Origin of the sequence: Hymenobacter aerilatus (genome assembly GCF_022921095.1) — a bacterium.
GTDB lineage: Bacteria > Bacteroidota > Bacteroidia > Cytophagales > Hymenobacteraceae > Hymenobacter > Hymenobacter aerilatus.
The window spans coordinates 2,530,038-2,549,244 of sequence record NZ_CP095053.1; the positions used below are offsets into that span (position 1 = coordinate 2,530,038).

The window sequence follows — 19,207 nt, forward strand, 5'->3', positions numbered from 1 at the left end:
AGTGCGCGGTGCCTACCGGGTAGGAAATTTGCTGTTACTGAAGTGTTGGATTAGGAGGATGAAGGGTAAGGGGAGGTAGGTAAAGCTATTTCTTATTCCCGGCGAAAATGCTTCTTGTCATCCTGAACGCAGTGAAGGACCTTCTTATGTTAGAACAATGTCGTGTAAACGACTCGTTCTAACATAAGAAGGTCCTTCACTGCGTTCAGGATGACAGATTCCTGTCAATGCTAAAACCGTGCGTACCGCCGCTTGCGCCACCAGGCCCTACCTAAGCCAAATGCGGCCAGTAGTGCCAGCGGCGCTGCCAGATTCAGCAGCTGCCAGCGTTGGCGCTGTTCGGCTACCTTCACCTTGTCCAGGGGGCGGAGGGTGATTTGCTTGCCACGAACGGCGATGAGGCCGGTTTCGTCGAGGAGGTAGTCCACGGCATTCAGCACCAGCTCGCGGTTGGCAAATTCGGTGTTGGCGAGGCGGTCGTAGCCGAGGCGGAAGGGGTTGCCGGTTTTGGGGTCCACGTCGTTGCGCACGAAGTCACCGTCAGGAATAACCAGCAGTTTGGCGGGCTTAGCCAGGGGTGACTTTTCGGGCTGAAACTGGGTGGTACCGGGCTGGGCGCGGTTGGCATAGAGCGAACGGAACTGCCCTTCCAGCAGGTAGCCTACTGGCTCGAAGCTCTGCTTATACAGCTTGGGGTCGGGAGGTAGGCGGGCGTCGTTGAGGTTGACGGGCACAGGCGCGGGCAGCACGCGGGTGTAACGTGAGGTGAACATGAGTGGCGTTTTGCGGATGCCCACGGCCTTCACCGTATCAATGCTGCTCACAAACTTGGTGTACACCGCGTCGAGGTTGCGGGTGATGGGGTGCTGGCTGAAGTTGTTGATGAGGGGGTAGAACTGCCAGGGCAGCGGCTCCACTTGCGGCTTGTCGCCCAGAGTGCCCGTCACCAGCGGAATCACGCCGGAGTTGAGGTCCAGCATGAGGTCGGGGTTGATGCGCACGCCGTACTTAAACAGCATGTCTTCCAGGTTCAGCTGCAAGGGAAACGAGAGCATGCCGCCGCGGTTGGCACTGTCGAGGTTCACGCGCATGGCATCCACGAAAAACAGTGTATTACCGCCTTGTGTGATGAACTGGTCGAGCTTGAACTTCTCTTCCTCGGTGTACGCCGTGGCAGGCTTGGCCACAATGATGGCGTCGAGCGGGCGCAGGTCGCGCACTTTGGTGAGGTTCACCCGGAATACGTCGTAGTTCTGGCGCAGGGAGCCAATCAGGTCGCCGGCTTCGGCGTTGTCCAGCTCACCGTGACCTTCCACGATGCCGATGCGCTTGCGCTGGCTAGGCTCCAGCCGCCGGATGGTGCTAGCTAATTCGTACTCCAAACCTTCAATACTTTGGTTGAGGCGCACGTCGGCGGGGGCGGCCTGGTTGCCACGCAGTAGCAACACTGGCAGCTCCTGTGCGCCCACCGACACGGTAGCCCACGGGAAGATGATTTTCTCGACCCGCTTGCCGTTCTCATTGGCGCCCAGGTTAGTAGGGCGCAGGCCTTTCTTGAGTAGAGTTTCGTAATACTGATTGCGCGCCTGCTCGGTGCCGGCCGCCGAGGGGTCCACAAACACGTAGTGCAGGTTGCTACCCCCATAGATCTGCATCTCGTTCAGTGTCTCGCGGGTGGCCTGCTGCAAGCGCCGGAACGCAGGCGGAAAGTCGCCATCCAGGTACACGGTGATGGTAACAGGCTGCTTCAAATTCTCCAGCAATTGCTTGGTTGCCGGCGACATAGAGTAGCGCTTCTCCTCCGTCAAATCGACACGAAAAAAGAACTGCTGGGCCAGGAAATTGAGCAGTAACAACGCGCCTATTACCACAAAGAACGTAGTTAGGTCGCGTCGCTTGCGGGAGGTAGCAGGGGTAGAAACAGATTCAGACGAAGCCATAAGCGGCGGATTGTAACTCAATTATGACTGTTATCCTGAGCTTGTGAAGGACCTTATGCCCGCAGAACAAATCGTTGGTACGAGCATCGTTCTGTTGTGAGAAAGTCCTTCACTGCGCTCAGGATGACATACTTATTTCACTTCTATTTCACTTACCCCTACCAATTTCTGCTCCGCAGCGCCAGTCGCGTAGCCCACAGCATCGCCACTATCATGCTCAGAAAATATAGCAGGTCGCGGGAGTCGATAAGGCCTTTGCTTAGGTCGCGATAATGGGCGGCAATGCCTAATTGGCTGATGTAGTAAGCCGTGCTACCCTCGAACACCGAAGCCAGCGAGTCGAAGCCCGTGTACACCAAGAAGCATCCTACCACAGCCACTAGAAAGGCAATAATTTGGTCGCGGGTAATAGCCGAGGCAAAGATGCCGATGGCCGCAAACACCGCCGCCAGCAGCCCTAGCCCCAGGTAGGAGCCTACCGTGGCCGCCGAATCGATGTTGCCCTCGGGGTTACCTAGCTGGTATACTGAATAGTAGTAAAGTAGGGTAGGCACCAGCGCCAGCAGTGCCAGCAGCAAGCACGCCAAGTATTTGCCGCCGATAATCTGCCCGTCGGTCAGTGGGCGCGTGAGCAGCAGCTCGATGGTGCCAGCCTTCTTCTCCTCCGCAAACGTGCGCATGGTGATGGCCGGAATCAGAAACAGGAAAATCCAGGGCGCGATGTTGAACAGCGTTTGCAGGTCGGCGTAGCCGTAGTCAAGCACTGAGCTATCTGGAAACACCCACACAAACAGCCCCGTAGCTACCAGGAACACGCCAATAACGACGTAGGCAACAGGTGAACTAAGGAAGGCGTTGAATTCTTTGCGGAGAATGGAATACATAAAAAACGGTTGTCATAACTTTTCTGTCATCCTGAGCCTGCGAAGGACCTTCTCACAGCAGAAAGGTTCGTTATTACGCCTATCGTTCTTCCGTGAGAAGATCCTTCGCAGGCTCAGGATGACAGAAAAGTAGACATATTACTTCGTCAAATTCTTAAACACCTGCTCCAGCGACTGTTCTTCCTGGCGCAGCCCTAGTAATATCCAGCCCTGCTCGGCTGCCAAACGCGAAATGCTGCCGCGCAGGTCGGGACCGGCGGCGTGGATGCGGTAGGTAGCGGGGGCCGCGTCGGCCTCCACGGCTAGGATGCCGGGTAGGGCGCGTAGCGGCGCAGGGTCGATGGGCTGCTCGAACTCAGCTCGGATGAGGGTTTCGCCTTTCGTGCCGGCGGCCAGGTCGGCTACGGGCGAGTCGGCTACCAGTTGGCCGCGGTTGATGATGACCACCCGGCTGCACAGAGCTGTGACTTCGGGCAGGATGTGGGTAGAGAAAATCACGGTCTTGTCCTCCCCTACCTCCCGAATGAGGGTGCGGATTTCGCCGATCTGGTTGGGGTCGAGGCCGGTGGTGGGCTCGTCGAGGATGAGCACGCCCGGGTCGTGGATAAGCGCCTGGGCCAGCCCTACCCGCTGCCGGTAGCCTTTGCTCAAAGCTCCGATTTGCTTGTTCTGCTCGCGCCCCAACCCTACCCTATCTACCATTTGCTGCACGCGTCGGCGTAGCTCACTCCCCTTCAGGCCGTGTACCGAGCCGATGAATTCGAGGTACTCGTGCACGTACATGTCCAGGTAGAGTGGGTTGTGCTCGGGCAGGTAGCCCACGCGGCGGCGCACCTCTAGAGGCTGCTCCGTCACGTCGAAGCCAGCTAGCTTCACGGTGCCGGCCGAGGGCGGTAGGTAGCCAGTGGCAATCTTCATGGTGGTAGACTTGCCCGCGCCATTTGGCCCCAGAAACCCCAGGATTTCACCTTTCCCCGCCGTGAAGCTGATGTTGTTCACGGCGTTTTGCGCGCCGTAGGTTTTTGTGAGTTTCTCGACCTCTACCATGTACGTTGTTGAATCTTACTCTTAGCCGTCATCCTGAGCAGAGCGAAGGACCTTCCCACGAGAGAACGATCTATTGAACGATAACCGTACCAACGACTTAGTTCGTACGTGAGAAGGTCCTTCGCTCTGCTCAGGATGACAAAACCATTTTGGCAGAACTTTATTTCGGCTGTGAAGGCCGCATCTGAATCTCCGAAATCATAGTGGCCTTGGGCGCTTCCAGCGCGTGGATGATGGCGTCGGCAATGTCTTCGGGCTGCATTTTGTGGGGGTTAGGCTCCTGGCCGGGCTCTGTGCCGCCGAAGTTGGTTTCCACCGAGCCGGGCATCACACACGTCACGCGCACGCCATCCTGGCGCACTTCCTTGAACAGCGCATCGGAGAAGCCACGCACGGCAAACTTGGTGGCGCAGTAGCCCGCCATACCCGCCGAGCCAGCGGTACCAGCCAATGAAGCCACGTTGATGATGTGGCCTTCACCTTGCTGCTTCATCCGCGGCAGCACAGCCTTGGTGCAGTAGAACACGCCATGCACGTTGGTATCAAACATAGCGTGCCACTCCTCCGACGGAAAGCCGTCGATAGCGCCCATGTTGCCAATACCGGCATTGTTGACGAGTATTTGCGCCGCGCCCAGCTTGTCAATAGTAGCGGAGTAGGCTTGCTGTACCGACTGCTCATCCTGCACATTGCACTCGAAAAAGTGAAAGTTCTCGTGCTGCAAACCGTCAGGAGCTGAGCGGCTCCAGCCAGCTACTACGGCGCCTTTTGCCAGCAGCGCTTCGGCTGTGGCCTTGCCAATGCCTTTGCTGCCTCCTGTGATTATCGCTACCTTGCCCCGTAAGTCCATATACCTGTGTTGATGTTTCAGATTGCGTTGCTGCCGCAAGTTAATCGCCCTATCCGGCTTTTATGCATCGGGATAGTCAGCAGCCTGCTTTTGTTGTTGATGGCCTGCGGCAGCGACAATGAAGCCGACTGCCTGAAAAGCACGGGCAGCATCACCACCGAACGCCGTGAGTTGCCCGCCTTTCGCCAGTTGTATATCTACGATAACCTCGAGGTAGTGTTGGTGCAAGACACGGCCATCTACGCCGAGGTGCGCACGGGCGAAAACCTGCAGGAGGAGATTAAGTTGGAGGTCACCAATCATCAACTTATTATGCGCAATACCAGTACCTGCAACTGGACGCGCCGCTACGATGTGCCCCGCGAAATCAGGCTGCACACGCCTTCCGTGCTCGACGTATTCCAGCGCGACCAAAGCACGCTGCGCATCCCTACCCCCTTTCAGGCCGACCAGTTCTTCTACCACTTCCTAGGCTCCGGCGACGCCGATCTTAATCTGCATGTGCAGTACCTGAACATGGACATGTACGAGCTAGGCGATGTGACCTTGCGTGGCACCGTGGCCAGTGATGCGGTAACGCTGCTAGGCGGCAGCGGTACCCTCCGCACCACCGATTTAACGGTCCGCAACCTTACGCTCCAAACCACTCGCGGCAGCATCGGCGACGCGCATGTGCGCGCTACTAATACGCTGGGCATCACCCATGCGGGCGCCGGCACCGTTTTCTACCGGGCCCCTACCCCCTACGTGGAGGTGACTGGTAGGGGCAATGTGGTGGCGGAGTAGTATGGTCCTGCTGAGTGGAGTCGAAGCAGGACGTTCCGATCAGAAGCTAGATGTCGCCCAGCTGCGGCCGGATCAGCAGCTCCTCTACCACGGCTTGCTCCGAGAGCTGATAGGTAGCAAATACGGCCTCGGCAAGGTCTTCGGGCTTGATGAACCGCTCGGGGGGTAGGCCGGCGCCGGCCCAGCTGTCGGTATAAGTGGCGCCGGGCAGCACGGCCGTTACGCGCACGTTGTGTTCCTTCAGTTCTTCGCGCAGGTTTTTGGTGAAGCCGTAGAGCGCGTGCTTAGCAATCCCATAGGAGCCCCCGTTGGGATAGGCCGTGAGGCTGGCCGTAGAGCAGATCGTGAAGATGTGCCCGTGGCGCTGCGCTATCAGGCCGGGCAGTAGGGCCTGCGTCACATCGTAGGCACTTAGCAGGTTCACGGCCAGCATCTGGCGCAGCTGCTGGCCGTCGGTGGGCTCGTCTTGCAGGCGGCCGGGGATGAAGGAACCCGTGTTGTGTACCAGCACCTCTATCCTACCCGGCAGCGCCCGTACAAACTCCCCAAACCGAACGGCGTCTGCGTGGTTGCTTAGGTCGGCGGGTAGGGTGTGCAGCACAGCACCCGGCGTGGCCTGCTGCACGGCGGCCGTTAGAGTGGCCAAGTCCTCGGCCGAGCGGGCACAGGTGACAACTGGATACCCAGCCTGCGCAAACCGTTCTACCAGGGCACGTCCTATTCCGCGGCTACCGCCGGTCACAACGATATTTTTTTGCATTCCTTTGTTTATATGTTGAGGTTTTACGTATGGTGCAACAGGCCTGCTTTCGCGTGTGCGTAGGCCCTGTTTTTTCGCAAGTTCCTGCTTTTCTCTTTCCGGACGCTTTTTATGGTAAAGACCTTCGGCTCTTTTCTACTCTTTCTCCAAAGCATGGTTTCCCGCGGCGAGCGGTTCAAAACGCTTTGGAACCGTACCATCGACGAAGCCATTCTTATTGGGGTCGATTCTGTGTTTATCGTGTCGCTGGTGAGTGCCTTTATTGGGGCCGTAACCTGCGTGCAGATTGCCTACAACCTAGTCAACCCGCTTATTCCGAAGGCTACTATTGGCTACATGGTGCGCGAAATGACCATTCTGGAGCTGGCCCCTACCATCACCAGCGTGGTGCTGGCGGGCAAGGTAGGCTCAAGCATTGCCGGCGGCCTGGGCACCATGCGCATCACCGAACAGATTGACGCGCTGGAAGTGATGGGCATCAACTCCTCTTCCTACTTGGTGTTGCCCCGCATTCTGGCCTCCCTACTGATGTTTCCGCTGCTGGTAGTTTTGGCCATGGGCCTGTCTATCATGGGCGGCTACATTGCAGGTACGCTGTCGGGCTCTATCTCGGCGCAGGAGTATATCGAGGGCATCCGTCAGGATTTCATTCCTTACAACATCGTGTTTGCCCTCATTAAATCGGTGGTATTTGCCTTCTTGATTTCGGCTATTTCGTCTTTCAAAGGCTTCAACACCCGCGGCGGCGCCTTGGAGGTAGGGGCAGCCAGCACCGGCGCTGTCACCAACTCCATTATTGCTATCCTGATAGCCGACTTTGTGCTGGCGGCTGTTCTGTTGTAATTGTTTTCGGAACCTGAGGGACCGAGAATCTGGGTTTACGTTTATTAGATAAAACAAAACGTTACCTCTTCTCTGAGTCTCCAGCCCCTCAGTCTCAGACACTAAGAAAGATGATCGAAATTCATAACGTTCAGAAGTCCTTCGATGGCAACGCCGTATTGAAGGGTATCAACTGCACTTTCGAAACGGGCAAGTGCAACCTCCTGCTAGGCGGCTCGGGCACCGGCAAATCGGTGTTGTTGCAGTGCATTGTGGGCCTGATGAAGCCGGATATTGGCAGCATTACCTTTGATGGCACTGTGTTCACCAACAACAAGGTGAATATCCGGCAGGAAATCCGCCGCAAAATCGGGATGCTGTTTCAAGGCTCGGCGCTGTTCGACTCCATGACGGTATTCGAGAATACCGAGTTTCCGCTGAAGATGCTGACGCCCGAGATGACCAAGGAGGAGCGCCGCGACCGAGTGGAATTTTGCCTGAAGCGGGTAGGGTTGGAAAATGCCGGCAACAAAATGCCTTCCGAAATATCGGGTGGTATGAAGAAGCGTGTAGGCATTGCCCGCGCTATTGCGCCCAACTGTACCTACCTGTTTTGCGACGAGCCCAACTCCGGCCTCGACCCACTCACCAGCCTTAAAATCGACGAGCTGATTCACGAAATCACGCACGAGTACAACATCACCACCGCCATCATCACCCACGATATGAACTCGGTGGTGGAAATCGGCGACCACATCATCTTTCTGCATAAAGGCTTAAAGCTGTGGGATGGTACCAAAGACACCATCCTCAACGCCGAAGTACCCGAGTTGAAAGAGTTTATCTTCAGCAGCAGCCTAGTGCGCGCCGCCAAGCGCGTAGACGAGCAGGAAGGCGGCTTGGAAAGCATCTCAGCAGAAGACCCCATGAATGCTCATTAGGTATGTTGCAGATACAACGTGCGTATGCGTTCAGACCACAACTCCGGCTGAAACCTGTGCATCACTAGCGAAATGACCAGCTCTAATTATCAGAGCTGGTCATTTCGCGTTTCTACTCGGTACTGTTGATAGAATTGGTTCTGAAAAACTGCCTGCGGATCGTATTTCTGTTTAAGCTGCAGAAACTCTTGAAACCGTGGGTAAGCGCGTTGCAATTGGGCAGGAGTAGCGTGCAAGCGGTAGGGTAAGTAATACGTACCGCCTAGCCGCTCAGCTTCCGTAATGAGTTTCCGCGTTAGAGCAATCATATCCGCTTCGGCAGCCGGGGTAAGGGCTTGATTGAAGAACAGCACGAACCCAAACACTTCCTCACGAGCGTAGGGTAGGAACGTGTCGTGGTCGGCGTATACGTTGCGTAAGGTTACGTTCAACAAATCTGCCTGGTGGCGGGGAATGCACCGCTGCAACACTCGTCGGAAATGATTGTAGTGGCGGGCTGGAATGAAGTACTCGTGCAAAATATCTGTCTGACCAGTCGAGCGGTTGAGGTAAAGCGCCGGGCTTTCATTCATAATTTGATTACGGCTGAATGTCTTTCCTACCTCATTCCGTGTGAATACCTGCTCCAAATCCCAACGTAGCTGTTTGCCGTAGGCATCACGCTTCGACCCCACAAATACGGCCCGCTTTAGGTTTGCCAGACCCGGTTCAGGAAGGTCAGCGTATGGCGATGCTGCTTGATGCACCACGAAAAAGTTTAGGGTTGATTCTTCCAAAAAATGCTCTTTCGTTACGTTAAGGCGCCCATAGGCCAACTGCACCCGCGGATTAGCATCCACATAACGACGATAGTTGACTAAGTACTCCTCCGCCGGACCAGCCACACGCTGGTAGGTGTACAGCGCATTGGGCACCGTGCGTAAGCGTGCGTCGATGATGATACCAAATAGCCCGTAGCCACCCAGCGTCAGCCTGAAAAGCTGCTGGTTTTGCTGGCGGCTACACGTCAGAAGTCGGCCGTCGGCCAGTAGCACCCGCATCGACTCAACAGTAGCCGCAATGGGTGGCTGATTGGGTTGCCAGCCATGACAGTTTACGCTTAGTGAGCCCCCAATGCTGAACGCATTATCTGATTGCATAGTCGCCACGGCTCGACCGTGACGGTTCAGGTAGGGAATTACATCCGCCCAGTGCGCACCGCTGCCTACCGTTAGCAGGTTCGAAACGGTATCTAGGTGCAAGTAGCGAAACGGCCGCATCACCAGCCGCATACCACCTGCTGCTACCGTGTGGCCTCCCATACTATGTTGTGCGCCGGCAATGGCTACTGGTAGGTGTCGTGCCCGCGCCGTATCCAGTAGCTGCCGCAGTTGCCGGAGCGCCGCCGCCGAATCGGCCGCCACAGCCACCGTTCGCATGGCTGTGGCATTGAGGCCGCTGACATCATTGGCTATACCTGGTTGCGGAGTGAGTGGTTGAGGTGCGTCTCGTGTGTATGCCTGCCAAAGGTGGTGCGCCGGACGCCCCCCCATGCCTAACAGGATACTGCACCCAGCCATTAGGCCAATTACAACATTTCTTTTCCAGCGCACAGCCATATGTCAGCCTACTTAAAGTATACCGACAAAAATCAGCATTCCGCAACGTGCTTTTTCTGATAAATATCATTTTCCATATACCCGCAGCTACTCCTTTAGCTACGGCTCCGCAACCGACTGAGCGTTTCCGGCGCCATGCCCAAATGTGAGGCAATGTGCTGCACAGACACCCGCTGAAACACCGTAGGAAAATCCTGTAGCAGCCGGGCATACCGCTCGGCTGCCGACAGTGCCCGAAGGTGACGGGCCCGCCATTCGCTCAGCACATAATAGCGCTCCGTGAGCACCCGGCCATGAAAATTAAACGCCGGAAAATTCTGGTAAAGCTGTTGCAGCTGCTCGTAGCTAAGGCTAAAGCCATGACTATTCTCCAATAACTCTAGGCACTCTTCGCCGGGTGTTTGGGTAAAAAAGCTAGCAATAGAAATTACAAAATCACCCTCTTGCATAAACCATGAAGACACCTCACGCCCTTGGCGCAAAGTGTAGCCGCGCACCAGCCCACTTTCCAGAAAATATACCCGTCGTGCTACCTGACCTGGTTCCAGTAGCCGATGCTGTGCCGGCCACCTTTCAGGCCGCACGCTGGCTTGCAGAGCAGCCGTGAGAGCCGCCCCAAGCGGCTGAATAGCTGCCAGCGTGGCTAGAAAGCGCGGAGAATTATTTTGCATCGAGCGCACTATTCACGGTTATTTACCCCCTACCACTGCTCGCGGCGGCGCAGCTCCGTAATGTGCGCTAGGTGGTGCCGCCCATGCCAGGCATATAGCACCAGGACCTGATCGAGCGTGAAGGTGCGCTGCGAGCCAGGGTGGTAGAACGTGCGCTGCCATTGTGCATCCGTAAGCTGCCGCAACAGGGTAGTCCAGCGAATGTGCAGCGCCTCCAGCAGCGCCAACGACACGGCAGGCTTAGTAGCAGCCGTGTCGGGCAGCTCGGCCCAGGCGTGCTCCTCGTAGGGGCTGATGGTAGGGGTATCTTCGGTGAGGGCCAACTTGAAGCGCACGTAGCTGTTCAGGTGGCTGTCGGGTAGGTGGTGCACTACCTGGCGCACCGTCCAGCCGCCGGGGCGGTAGGGCGTATCCAGCTGCGCTGGGCTAAGGCCGGCTACAGCCGCCCGCACTTGGTCGGGTAGTAGGGCTAGCTGCGCAATGTAAGCGATGCGGGCACCCTGAGCCAATGGCTGGGTAGGCAGTTCGGGCTGGCCAATGGGGTAGCGTAGGTCGGGAAGGTTGGCTGTCATAAGCGAAGATAAGTAAGGCACGAAAGGTAGTAGTCAAGCGGTAGTAATTAGTCTGCCCATATAAAACAAAAGCCTCTTCCTGAGAGGAAGAGGCTTTTGTTTTATAAAACTAGCTGCGTTATTCCTTGTTGCGTTTGTTTAGCTCGTCGCGGATTTTGGCAGCTTTCTCGTAATCTTCTTTTTCCAGAGCCTGGGCCAGCATTTTGGTCAGCTCGTCCAACGACACCTGCCCGCTGGGCTCACGGGGTTCTGGTGCAGGCTTGCTGCTGCTGGTGTTATCGTCATCATCGTCATCGTCGTCATCCGACTCCTCAGCGTTTTCGTCCAAATCGCTTAGGATGATGCCGGCCTCGCTCAGTACGCTTTCCACCGTATAAATCGGTACGCCGAAACGCAGACCGATAGCAATGGCGTCGCTCGGGCGGGCGTCTAGCTCGAAGGTAGTAGCCCCATCCGAGCACACAATTTTGGAGTAGAACACACCTTCTTTCAGGTCAGAGATTATGACTTCCAGAATGGCTACGTGTACCTGCTCGGCAAAGGACTTGAACAGGTCGTGCGTGAGCGGACGATTAGGATTTATTTTTTCAATCTGAATCGCGATACTCTGGGCCTCAAACATGCCAATGATGATGGGCAGCCGACGGTTGCCGGTCTTCTCCCCCAAAATCAGGGCAAACGACCCCGACTGGGATTGGCTGGATGAAAGTCCTAGTATCTCGAGCTGAATTTTTTTCACAGGAGAAAATATGTGCTGGTAGTGAGGTAAGTGCGCCTAACAGAATTGCAAGGAGCGTTTAGCCTAAAGCATAACGCTCATTATCAATTGTTTACGCCTTAACCTAGTTCCTTAACGGCTTGGGTTAGTTTCGGTAGTACGTCGAATACGTCGCCAACGATGCCATAATCGGCAGCTTTGAAGAACGGCGCTTCCGGATCTTTGTTGATAACCACAATCACCTTGGAGGAGTTTACGCCCGCCAAATGCTGAATAGCGCCCGAAATACCGCAGGCAATGTATAGGTTGGGCGAGATAGTGATGCCCGTTTGGCCCACGTGCTCGTGGTGGGGGCGCCAGTCTACGTCTGATACGGGCTTAGAGCAAGCCGTGGCAGCGCCTAGGGCCTTGGCCAAGTCCTCAATCAGATTCCAGTTTTCCGCACCTTTCATGCCGCGGCCACCCGATACTACCTTATCGGCTTCGGGCAGGAGCACGCCACCGGCCTGGTCCTGCATGATTACCTGCTTGGGCGCATCCGCAAAGTCGGCGTCGGTCAGGTTGGCCGAGAACTTCTCTACCGGTGCAGTCTTGCCAGCTTCGTGTTGGGCCTCGATGGAGTTTTTCTTGACAGCAATAATCTTGCGGTCGGTGGTGAGAGCCACATCGGCCAGGGCTTTGCCCGAGAAGGCGCCGCGCTTCACCACAAATTGTCCGCCTTCGGTGCGGGGCATTTCTACGGCGTTGGTCGCCAGGCTAGCCTTCAGGCGAATAGACAGGCGCGAGCCTACCGCCGCGCCAATGTTGGAGTTGGCCAGCACCAGTACCTGCGCACCTTCCTGCTCGGCAGCGGTGGCAATGAGCTTGGTATACGCACCATTCACGAAGTCTTTCAGGCGAGGCTCGGCATCGTACAGCACTTTGCTGATGCCCTGCTCGCCTAGCTTAGCCAGGTTGTCCTCAGTGGCTTCGCCCACGGCTACGGCCGTGGCCGTGGTGCCCAGCTGCTGGGCTACCTGGCTGGCGTAGGTAGCCACTTCCAGCGAAGATTTTTTCACTTCGCCTTTATCGCACTCTATAACAACTAATACAGACATGTTTTTGCGTTTTTGTCATCCTGAGTGGAGCGAAGGACCTTATCACGTCCGCGCCACTTGAAGTAGGAAAACCAACGAAAGCAGCCGTGATAAGGTGCTTCCTTCGTCAGCATGACAGTCAAACTAGATTACCTTGGCCTCGTTGCGCAGCAGTTTGATCAGCTCGCCGGCATTTTCGGCGGGGATGAGCTTCACACCTTGCTTCTTGGGGGGTAGGGCAAACTCGGTTACCTCCGTGCGGGGAGCGTCGCCGGTGGGCTCTACTACCTTCAGGGGCTTAGTACGGGCCGTCATGATACCGCGCATGTTAGGGATGCGGGGTTCGCACATAGGCTGCTGGCACGACGCCACGAAGGGCGTGTTCACCTCCACGATTTCCTTACCGCCTTCAATCTCACGCTCCAGGGTAGCCGTATTGCCACTCAGGTCCAGCTTCATAGCCGGCGCTACTGTGGGGATGCCCAGCAGTTCGCCTACCATGCCGTGCACCTGGAAGCCGTTGTAGTCGATGCTTTCTTTGCCCATCAGAATTACATCGTAGCCGCCATCTTTGGCTACGTTAGCAATCTGCTCGGCCACGAAGAAAGCATCCTTCGGCGCGGCGTTTACGCGTATAGCGTCGTCGGCGCCAATGGCCAGGGCTTTGCGGATGTTGGGTTCCGTATCGGCTTCGCCTACGTTGAGCACCGTCACGGTACCGCCGCCCTGGGCTTCCTTCAGCTCAATGGCGCGGGTTAGGGCGTATTCGTCCCAAGGATTTATCACAAACTGCACGCCGGCCTTGTTGAACTCTTTGTTGTCGGGCGTGAAGGTGATTTTAGTCGTCGTGTCGGGCACGTTGCTGATGCAAACGAGAAACTTCATTAGGCTGCGTTAGATAGACAAACAATACGGGAAAGCCCCTAATTTCGGGCGAAGATACAGAAAACTCCTACCCGATGGATAACACACCTAGCCGCCTTTCGCAACTCCTCGCTTTCTACGCCGACGACCCGAATGATGCCTTCACGATCTACGCGCTGGCCACCGAATACCGGGCGTCGGACCCGCAAAAAGCCATGGAATATTATCAAACGTTGCTGGATGAGCATCCCGAGTATGTGGGTACGTATTATCACGCCGGAAAGCTGCTGGCTCAACTAGAAAAGCCCGACGAAGCCGAAAAAGTTTTCCGCAAAGGCTTGCAAGTAAGCCGCAAGGCTGGCCAGATGCACGCCGCCAGTGAGTTGCAGCAAGCTCTCAACCAGCACTTGGGCTTAGACTATGAGGACGAGGTGTAAGGTTTTATTTCAGGAACCGAAGGCTGAGAACTAAATAGGGTCTGTCATCCTTCATCTGGCGTCCGCTTGCGAAGGATGACAGTACCTCCTCAGTCTCTACCTAACTATTCATACAGCCCGCCCCCTACCCTACTGAGAAACACCTATGAAAATCCTACTAGTCGAAGATGAGCCGAAGGTGTCCGCGTTTATCCGGCGGGGGCTGGAGGAGGAGCAGTACGAGGTGGAAGTAGCTTACGATGGCACCTTCGGACAGCGCTTGGCGCTTTCGCATGCCTACGACCTAATTATTCTGGATGTGATCCTACCCAACCAGAGCGGCCTGGATGTACTGAAGGCCATACGGCAGCAAGATCAGCAAGTGCCGGTGTTGATGCTCACGGCCCTGGGCACTACCACCGACAAGCTCCACGGCTTCGATGGTGGCGCGGATGACTACCTCGTGAAACCCTTTGATTTTGCGGAATTGCTGGCCCGCGTGAAAGTGCTGACGCGCCGCCGCGGGCAGACGACCAAAGGGGCCGTACTCACCCTAGCCGACCTCAACCTTGATACAGCTGCCAAAACCGTTACGCGCAGTGGCCAGCCCATCAAGCTCACAGCCCGCGAGTTCAACCTGTTGGAGCTATTCATGCGCAACCGCGGCCGGGTACTCAGCCGCGCCGAAATTGCCGAAAACTCTTGGGAAGAGTCCTTCGACTCCGGCTCCAACGTCATCGACGTGTACGTGAACTACCTGCGCAATAAGATCGACAAGAACTTTCCGACTAAGCTTATTCACACAGTAGTAGGCATGGGCTATGTGCTGCGCGAAGAGGGGTAGCAAAAAAGCGTTTGTCATCCTGAGCATTCCGCGCATCAAGCGGCGACGAAGGACCTTATGCCAGTTGAACGAGTCGTTGTTACGCCTGTCGTTCTTACGTGAGAAGGTCCTTCGCAAGCTCAGGATGACAAACGCTTTTTTCTATCTCACTTACTTCCCTACCCACACCTTCCCACCCTACCCCTCATGACCATCCGCAACCGTCTGACGCTCTTGTTTCTCAGCATGGTGGCCGTTATTCTGGCAGTAGCACTCACGGTGGCGTATGTACTGCAAGCCCGGTACTCGCAGCGCGAGTTTCGGCAGCGCCTGCGCGACCGGGCAGAGGTGACGGGCTATATTTTTTTGGAGCAAGACGAAATGCGGGCCGGGGCTTTTCGGTCGTTTCAGCAACGCTATTTGCAGGCGCTGAACAACGAGGTGCTCCAGATTTATGACTCCGACCACCGGGCGCGTTTTCTGGAAGAAGACGAAAGCGTGACGCTCTCCGATAAGCTGCTGGCCCGCATTGTGGTAGATGGCGAAATGTACTTTACCATTGGCCCGCGGCAGGCTATTGGGGTGTTCTACCACGACAACCAAGGCGACTATATTATAGTAGCGGCGGCCGAAAACAAGCTGGGTAAAGCTCGACTGCAAAACCTTGCCCTGATTTTGTCGCTGACGTTTGTAGGCAGCCTAGCCGTTATCTACGTGGCCGGGCGAATCTTTGCGGGGCGGGCGCTGGCCCCTATTGCGGCCGTAAACGACCAGGTAGACCGCATCACAGCCCGTGACCTGCACTTGCGGGTAGACGAAGGCCTGAGCCACGAGCAGGATGAAATTGCCCGCCTGGCCACCACCTTCAACCGCATGCTAACGCGCTTGGAAGACAGCTTTGAGGCGCAGCGCACGTTCGTCAGCAATGCCTCGCATGAGTTGCGCACTCCACTCACGGCCACCATCGGCGAGGTGCAGGTGCTCTTGAAGCGTGACCGGGAGCCGGCTGAGTACCGCGAGGCGCTGGCGTCGGTGCTGGCGGAGCTACAGCAACTAAAAACCCTGTTTAATGACTTGCTGGAGCTTACGCAGGCAGAAACCAGCAGCCTTCATACCGACGATATTCGCCTAGATGAGTTGCTGTGGGAAGCCCGGGAGGCCTTGCTGCCCGAGATGCGACGGCGCGTGCACATTCATCTGGAGGCCCTTCCCGCCGAGCCAGAAGCGCTGGAAATTAAAGGCAATCGTCAGCTGCTCACCCGCGCTCTAATCAATCTGCTGGACAACGCACTGAAGTACTCGGGCGAAGCGCCTGTGGAAGTCACGTTTCGCTACACCAGCGAGGCCATCCGGATCCAGATTCAGGACCAGGGTATTGGCATTGCCGAGAAAGACTTGGCCAACATCTTCCAGCCTTTCTTTCGGGCGGCCAATGCGCGGGGTGTTGTAGGGCATGGGGTAGGCTTACCCTTGGCACGTAAGATTATCGAGCTTCACCAAGGACAGTTGCACATCACTTCTGCGCTGCACCAAGGCACATCGGCGGAAGTAGCTTTCGTTGCTTAAAAGCGGTGAGCTACTCCGCTCACGGCGTGCGTTGCTGAGAAGCGCGGCGGCAGTTTTTGTTGTAGTTGACTATACCGGCAACCACAGCATTGTCAACGGAGCTGCTCCCCTAATTGGCCATCCACTACCTATTTTGTGATGTTGGCTAAAGTCAACATCACAACCATAAAAAAATAATATTCTTGCATTCTTCATGCTTTCATCATTTTTCCACAAAAAACAAGGACAAAAACTATCTATACGACTATATAACGTATTATTTTTCATTTCTAATCAGTTTCTAATGCACCTCTAATACGGCCCTAATACGGGCCGCGTACTCTTGCATATCCTATAATTCACTCCGGATATGCGACGCCTTTTTTCGCTTTTCTTGCTGCTGCTGACGATGGGTGGGGTAGCCCACGCTACAGCCCCTTTTCCCGCGGCGGCCGTGCCCGATACGGCTCAGCTAACCCTCGCCGAAGCCGAGCAGCGCTTCGCCCAAAACAACTTGCTACTGCTAGCCCAGCGCTACAACGTATCGGCGGCGCAGGCGCAAATCCTGCAGGCCCGGCTCTGGGACAACCCTACCCTCTCGCTAGAGCAAAATACGTATAACCCCAACACGCGGCGCGCTTTCGACGTGACCCAGCGGGGCGAGAGCATTGTGCAGGTGCAGCAGCTGTTTGCCATTGCCGGCCGCCGCAAAGCCGCCGCCAACGTGGCCCAACAGGGTGCCCTGGTAGAGCAGTACAACCTGGAAGACCTGCTGCGCAACCTCAACTACCAGGTGCGCACTACCTTCTTCGACCTGTACTACAAGCAACAGACTGTTGGCACCTATAACACTGAAATCAACTCGTTTCAGCGGACGCTGACTGCCTACCAAAACCAGTACGACAAGGGCAACATTGCCCTGAAAGAGGTGATTCGGTTGCGGGCCTTCCTATTTGATCTGCAAACAGAGCGGCAGGCCCTACTTTCCGAAATTGCCACGCAGGAGTCTGATTTGCGGATTTTGCTGCGCGAATCGTCGGGCACTTACTTCCGCCCTACCGTCAACAACGACCGGCTACAGGCGTTGTCGCTCACAGGGTTTTCGGAAGAGCAGCTGGCTGATACGGCTCAGGTAGCCCGCGCTGACTTACGTGCCCGTCAGGCTGATGTGGAGCAGCAAAACCAGAACCTGCGCCTGCAACGCGCCCTGGCGGCCCCCGATCTGGCTGTGGGCTACGTGTACGACCGCGCCGGCAGCTACATCCAGAACTACAACGCCGTGACGCTAGGCGTGGCCGTCCCAATTTTCAACCGCAACCAGGGCAATATCCGCACAGCGCAGGCCCAGATTGAGCAGAGCCGCGCCCAGCGCGACCAGCAGCTCCTCACGGTGCGCAACGACGTGCAGGAAGCCTGGCGCCAGGCCCAGCAAACCGACGCACTCTACCAAACGGCCACCCGCAACATCAGCGACTTCACCCGCCTGATTCAGGGCATCGAGCAGAGCTACGCCAAGCGCAACATCACCATCGTGGAGTTCCTGGACTTCTACGAGAGCTACAAGAACAACATTGTGCAGCTCAACCAATTACGCGCTGCTCGCCTGCGTGCTTTCGAATCGCTCAACTTCTCGGTAGGGCGCACTGTCTTCAACGCCGAGTAAGGCTGCCGATACTTTCAACAGAACAAACTAACCGCATACGATATGAACCGCTTTGCCACGTTGGCCTCTACCCTGGCCCTCCCGCTCGCCGTGGGTTTGGCGAGCTGCTCCACTCACACCGAAGCCGAACAGCCGCACAAAGCCGAGGCCGGCTTCTCGCTGTCGGATCAGATGTTGCAGGAGCTGAAGATTGATACGGTGCACGCCGAACCCGTGCGCGACGAGCTACTGCTGACGGGCCAGATTGCTTCCAACGGCGACAAAACCGTGAAAGTGTACCCGCTGGTAGGCGGCGTGGTAGAGCAGCTGTCGGTGGAGTTGGGCGACCACGTAACCAAGGGGCAGGTGCTGGCCGTGATTCGCAGCAGCGAAATTGCCGACCTGCAAAACCAGTCGTCTACGGCTGGCTCCGATCTGGACATTGCCCGCAAGAACCTGCAAGTGGCCGAGGACCAGTTTGCAGATGGCCTGGCCTCGGAGCGCGACGTGACCTTGGCGCGCCAGGAGCTGCGCAAGGCCCAGAGCAACGTGGGCAAGAGCCGCAAGCAGCTGAATGTCTACGGTGTATCGGCTGACGGCACCTACACGTTGCGTGCCCCCATTTCGGGCTTCATCACGGAGAAAAACGTGACCGACCACATGCAGTTCAACGCCGACAACGTGGGCAACCTATTCACGGTCAGCAACCTGGACGATGTGTGGATTATGGCCAACGTGTTTGAATCGGACATTGCCAAAGTGCACCAGGGCTACACGGCCCAGGTAACGACCCTCTCCTACCCCGACAAAGTGTTCACGGGCCGCATCGACAAGGTGTTCAACGTGCTCGACCCTGACTCGAAGGTGATGAAGGTGCGCGTGCGCCTCGATAATCCCGGCTACCTGCTCAAGCCCGAAATGTACGCCCAAATCAAGGTCGAAAACACCCAAAACGAGAAGATGCTGGCCGTGCCGGCCCAAAGCGTAGTGTTCGACAAGGACCGCAATTTCGTGATGGTGTTCAAGGACCGCAGCCACATTGAAACCCGTGAGGTGAAGGTAGCCAAAACGGTAGGCGACACCAGCTACGTGGAGTCGGGCCTGCAAGACGGCGAGCGAATCATCGCCCAGAATCAGCTGCTGGTGTACGACGAGTTAAATGATTGATTTTTAGCTAGTAGCTGATAGTTAGTAACTATTAGCTTTTGTGCTACGAATCATCGCCCTTACCTCTATAAAAAGCTATCAGCTA

At 56.3% G+C, this 19,207-nt stretch carries 19 protein-coding genes; 8 read left to right on the forward strand and 11 right to left on the reverse strand.

Annotated features, from left to right (window positions below):
• Window positions 1–230 precede the first annotated feature (230 nt).
• From gldG to MUN82_RS10890, 4 genes are all read right to left on the reverse strand, one after another.
• Complete coding sequence (gene gldG, locus MUN82_RS10875; RefSeq protein ID WP_245097440.1) at window positions 231–1,940, reverse strand: gliding motility-associated ABC transporter substrate-binding protein GldG; 1,710 nt, start codon at window positions 1,938–1,940, stop codon at window positions 231–233.
• 158 nt (window positions 1,941–2,098) lie between these two features.
• Window positions 2,099–2,824 (reverse strand): gliding motility-associated ABC transporter permease subunit GldF, encoded by a 726-nt coding sequence (gene gldF / locus MUN82_RS10880; protein WP_245097441.1) that lies wholly within the window; start codon window positions 2,822–2,824, stop codon window positions 2,099–2,101.
• Between the two features lie 138 nt (window positions 2,825–2,962).
• Window positions 2,963–3,871 carry a gliding motility-associated ABC transporter ATP-binding subunit GldA gene (gene gldA, locus MUN82_RS10885; RefSeq protein WP_245097443.1) on the reverse strand — a complete coding sequence of 303 codons (909 nt, stop codon included), beginning with the start codon at window positions 3,869–3,871 and terminating at the stop codon, window positions 2,963–2,965.
• 160 nt (window positions 3,872–4,031) lie between these two features.
• Window positions 4,032–4,721: an SDR family oxidoreductase gene (locus MUN82_RS10890; RefSeq protein ID WP_245097445.1), complete on the reverse strand. Its 690-nt coding sequence runs from the start codon at window positions 4,719–4,721 to the stop codon at window positions 4,032–4,034.
• A 12-nt stretch (window positions 4,722–4,733) separates the two neighbouring features.
• Here MUN82_RS10890 and MUN82_RS10895 point away from each other — a divergent pair, with 12 nt between their 5' ends.
• Window positions 4,734–5,507 carry a GIN domain-containing protein gene (locus MUN82_RS10895; RefSeq protein ID WP_245097447.1) on the forward strand — a complete coding sequence of 258 codons (774 nt, stop codon included), beginning with the start codon at window positions 4,734–4,736 and terminating at the stop codon, window positions 5,505–5,507.
• 46 nt (window positions 5,508–5,553) lie between these two features.
• On the opposite strand, the gene MUN82_RS10900 is transcribed toward MUN82_RS10895, so the two are convergent.
• Window positions 5,554–6,267, reverse strand: a complete 714-nt coding sequence (locus MUN82_RS10900) for an SDR family oxidoreductase (protein ID WP_245097449.1) — start codon at window positions 6,265–6,267, stop codon at window positions 5,554–5,556.
• 111 nt (window positions 6,268–6,378) lie between these two features.
• Here MUN82_RS10900 and MUN82_RS10905 point away from each other — a divergent pair, with 111 nt between their 5' ends.
• Window positions 6,379–7,110: an MlaE family ABC transporter permease gene (locus MUN82_RS10905; RefSeq protein ID WP_245097451.1), complete on the forward strand. Its 732-nt coding sequence runs from the start codon at window positions 6,379–6,381 to the stop codon at window positions 7,108–7,110.
• A 110-nt stretch (window positions 7,111–7,220) separates the two neighbouring features.
• On the forward strand, window positions 7,221–8,030 hold the full coding sequence (locus tag MUN82_RS10910) for an ABC transporter ATP-binding protein (RefSeq protein ID WP_245097452.1): 810 nt from the start codon (window positions 7,221–7,223) through the stop codon (window positions 8,028–8,030).
• 89 nt (window positions 8,031–8,119) lie between these two features.
• Here MUN82_RS10910 and MUN82_RS10915 read toward each other — a convergent pair whose 3' ends face one another.
• The 6 genes from MUN82_RS10915 to MUN82_RS10940 all read right to left on the reverse strand — a co-directional run bounded on the left by MUN82_RS10915 (window position 8,120) and on the right by MUN82_RS10940 (window position 13,550).
• Window positions 8,120–9,562 (reverse strand): FAD-binding oxidoreductase, encoded by a 1,443-nt coding sequence (locus MUN82_RS10915; RefSeq protein WP_245097454.1) that lies wholly within the window; start codon window positions 9,560–9,562, stop codon window positions 8,120–8,122.
• A 161-nt stretch (window positions 9,563–9,723) separates the two neighbouring features.
• Window positions 9,724–10,299 (reverse strand): Crp/Fnr family transcriptional regulator, encoded by a 576-nt coding sequence (locus MUN82_RS10920; protein WP_245097456.1) that lies wholly within the window; start codon window positions 10,297–10,299, stop codon window positions 9,724–9,726.
• A 29-nt stretch (window positions 10,300–10,328) separates the two neighbouring features.
• Window positions 10,329–10,871, reverse strand: coding sequence for a YfiT family bacillithiol transferase (locus tag MUN82_RS10925; protein WP_245097457.1), 543 nt, complete (start codon window positions 10,869–10,871; stop codon window positions 10,329–10,331).
• Between the two features lie 118 nt (window positions 10,872–10,989).
• Complete coding sequence (locus MUN82_RS10930; RefSeq protein WP_245097459.1) at window positions 10,990–11,610, reverse strand: bifunctional nuclease family protein; 621 nt, start codon at window positions 11,608–11,610, stop codon at window positions 10,990–10,992.
• Between the two features lie 98 nt (window positions 11,611–11,708).
• Window positions 11,709–12,686: an electron transfer flavoprotein subunit alpha/FixB family protein gene (locus tag MUN82_RS10935; protein WP_245097461.1), complete on the reverse strand. Its 978-nt coding sequence runs from the start codon at window positions 12,684–12,686 to the stop codon at window positions 11,709–11,711.
• 123 nt (window positions 12,687–12,809) lie between these two features.
• Entirely contained in the window at window positions 12,810–13,550 is a 741-nt protein-coding gene (locus MUN82_RS10940) for an electron transfer flavoprotein subunit beta/FixA family protein (protein ID WP_245097463.1), read from the reverse strand.
• Between the two features lie 74 nt (window positions 13,551–13,624).
• Between MUN82_RS10940 and MUN82_RS10945 the strand changes: the two genes are divergently transcribed.
• From MUN82_RS10945 to MUN82_RS10965, 5 genes are all read left to right on the forward strand, one after another.
• The gene (locus MUN82_RS10945; protein WP_245097465.1) at window positions 13,625–13,966 is read left to right on the forward strand and encodes a tetratricopeptide repeat protein; all 342 of its coding nucleotides are present in this window, start codon (window positions 13,625–13,627) and stop codon (window positions 13,964–13,966) included.
• Window positions 13,967–14,111: 145 nt separating this feature from the next.
• On the forward strand, window positions 14,112–14,789 hold the full coding sequence (locus MUN82_RS10950) for a response regulator transcription factor (RefSeq protein ID WP_245097467.1): 678 nt from the start codon (window positions 14,112–14,114) through the stop codon (window positions 14,787–14,789).
• A gap of 186 nt (window positions 14,790–14,975) precedes the next feature.
• Window positions 14,976–16,334, forward strand: coding sequence for a sensor histidine kinase (locus MUN82_RS10955; protein WP_245097469.1), 1,359 nt, complete (start codon window positions 14,976–14,978; stop codon window positions 16,332–16,334).
• A gap of 349 nt (window positions 16,335–16,683) precedes the next feature.
• Window positions 16,684–17,976, forward strand: a complete 1,293-nt coding sequence (locus MUN82_RS10960) for a TolC family protein (RefSeq protein ID WP_245097471.1) — start codon at window positions 16,684–16,686, stop codon at window positions 17,974–17,976.
• Between the two features lie 42 nt (window positions 17,977–18,018).
• Window positions 18,019–19,122: an efflux RND transporter periplasmic adaptor subunit gene (locus MUN82_RS10965; RefSeq protein WP_245097472.1), complete on the forward strand. Its 1,104-nt coding sequence runs from the start codon at window positions 18,019–18,021 to the stop codon at window positions 19,120–19,122.
• Window positions 19,123–19,207: the final 85 nt, after the last annotated feature.

Bases quoted from the DNA above. Each gene is read 5' to 3' on its own strand.
- gldG (WP_245097440.1), bottom strand. From the start codon at position 1,940: ATGGCTTCGTCTGAATCTGTTTCTACCCCTGCTACCTCCCGCAAGCGA.
- gldF (WP_245097441.1), bottom strand. From the start codon at position 2,824: ATGTATTCCATTCTCCGCAAAGAATTCAACGCCTTCCTTAGTTCACCT.
- gldA (WP_245097443.1), bottom strand. From the start codon at position 3,871: ATGGTAGAGGTCGAGAAACTCACAAAAACCTACGGCGCGCAAAACGCC.
- MUN82_RS10890 (WP_245097445.1), bottom strand. From the start codon at position 4,721: ATGGACTTACGGGGCAAGGTAGCGATAATCACAGGAGGCAGCAAAGGC.
- MUN82_RS10895 (WP_245097447.1), top strand. From the start codon at position 4,734: ATGTTTCAGATTGCGTTGCTGCCGCAAGTTAATCGCCCTATCCGGCTT.
- MUN82_RS10900 (WP_245097449.1), bottom strand. From the start codon at position 6,267: ATGCAAAAAAATATCGTTGTGACCGGCGGTAGCCGCGGAATAGGACGT.
- MUN82_RS10905 (WP_245097451.1), top strand. From the start codon at position 6,379: ATGGTAAAGACCTTCGGCTCTTTTCTACTCTTTCTCCAAAGCATGGTT.
- MUN82_RS10910 (WP_245097452.1), top strand. From the start codon at position 7,221: ATGATCGAAATTCATAACGTTCAGAAGTCCTTCGATGGCAACGCCGTA.
- MUN82_RS10915 (WP_245097454.1), bottom strand. From the start codon at position 9,562: ATGGGGGGGCGTCCGGCGCACCACCTTTGGCAGGCATACACACGAGAC.
- MUN82_RS10920 (WP_245097456.1), bottom strand. From the start codon at position 10,299: ATGCAAAATAATTCTCCGCGCTTTCTAGCCACGCTGGCAGCTATTCAG.
- MUN82_RS10925 (WP_245097457.1), bottom strand. From the start codon at position 10,871: ATGACAGCCAACCTTCCCGACCTACGCTACCCCATTGGCCAGCCCGAA.
- MUN82_RS10935 (WP_245097461.1), bottom strand. From the start codon at position 12,686: ATGTCTGTATTAGTTGTTATAGAGTGCGATAAAGGCGAAGTGAAAAAA.
- MUN82_RS10940 (WP_245097463.1), bottom strand. From the start codon at position 13,550: ATGAAGTTTCTCGTTTGCATCAGCAACGTGCCCGACACGACGACTAAA.
- MUN82_RS10945 (WP_245097465.1), top strand. From the start codon at position 13,625: ATGGATAACACACCTAGCCGCCTTTCGCAACTCCTCGCTTTCTACGCC.
- MUN82_RS10950 (WP_245097467.1), top strand. From the start codon at position 14,112: ATGAAAATCCTACTAGTCGAAGATGAGCCGAAGGTGTCCGCGTTTATC.
- MUN82_RS10955 (WP_245097469.1), top strand. From the start codon at position 14,976: ATGACCATCCGCAACCGTCTGACGCTCTTGTTTCTCAGCATGGTGGCC.
- MUN82_RS10960 (WP_245097471.1), top strand. From the start codon at position 16,684: ATGCGACGCCTTTTTTCGCTTTTCTTGCTGCTGCTGACGATGGGTGGG.
- MUN82_RS10965 (WP_245097472.1), top strand. From the start codon at position 18,019: ATGAACCGCTTTGCCACGTTGGCCTCTACCCTGGCCCTCCCGCTCGCC.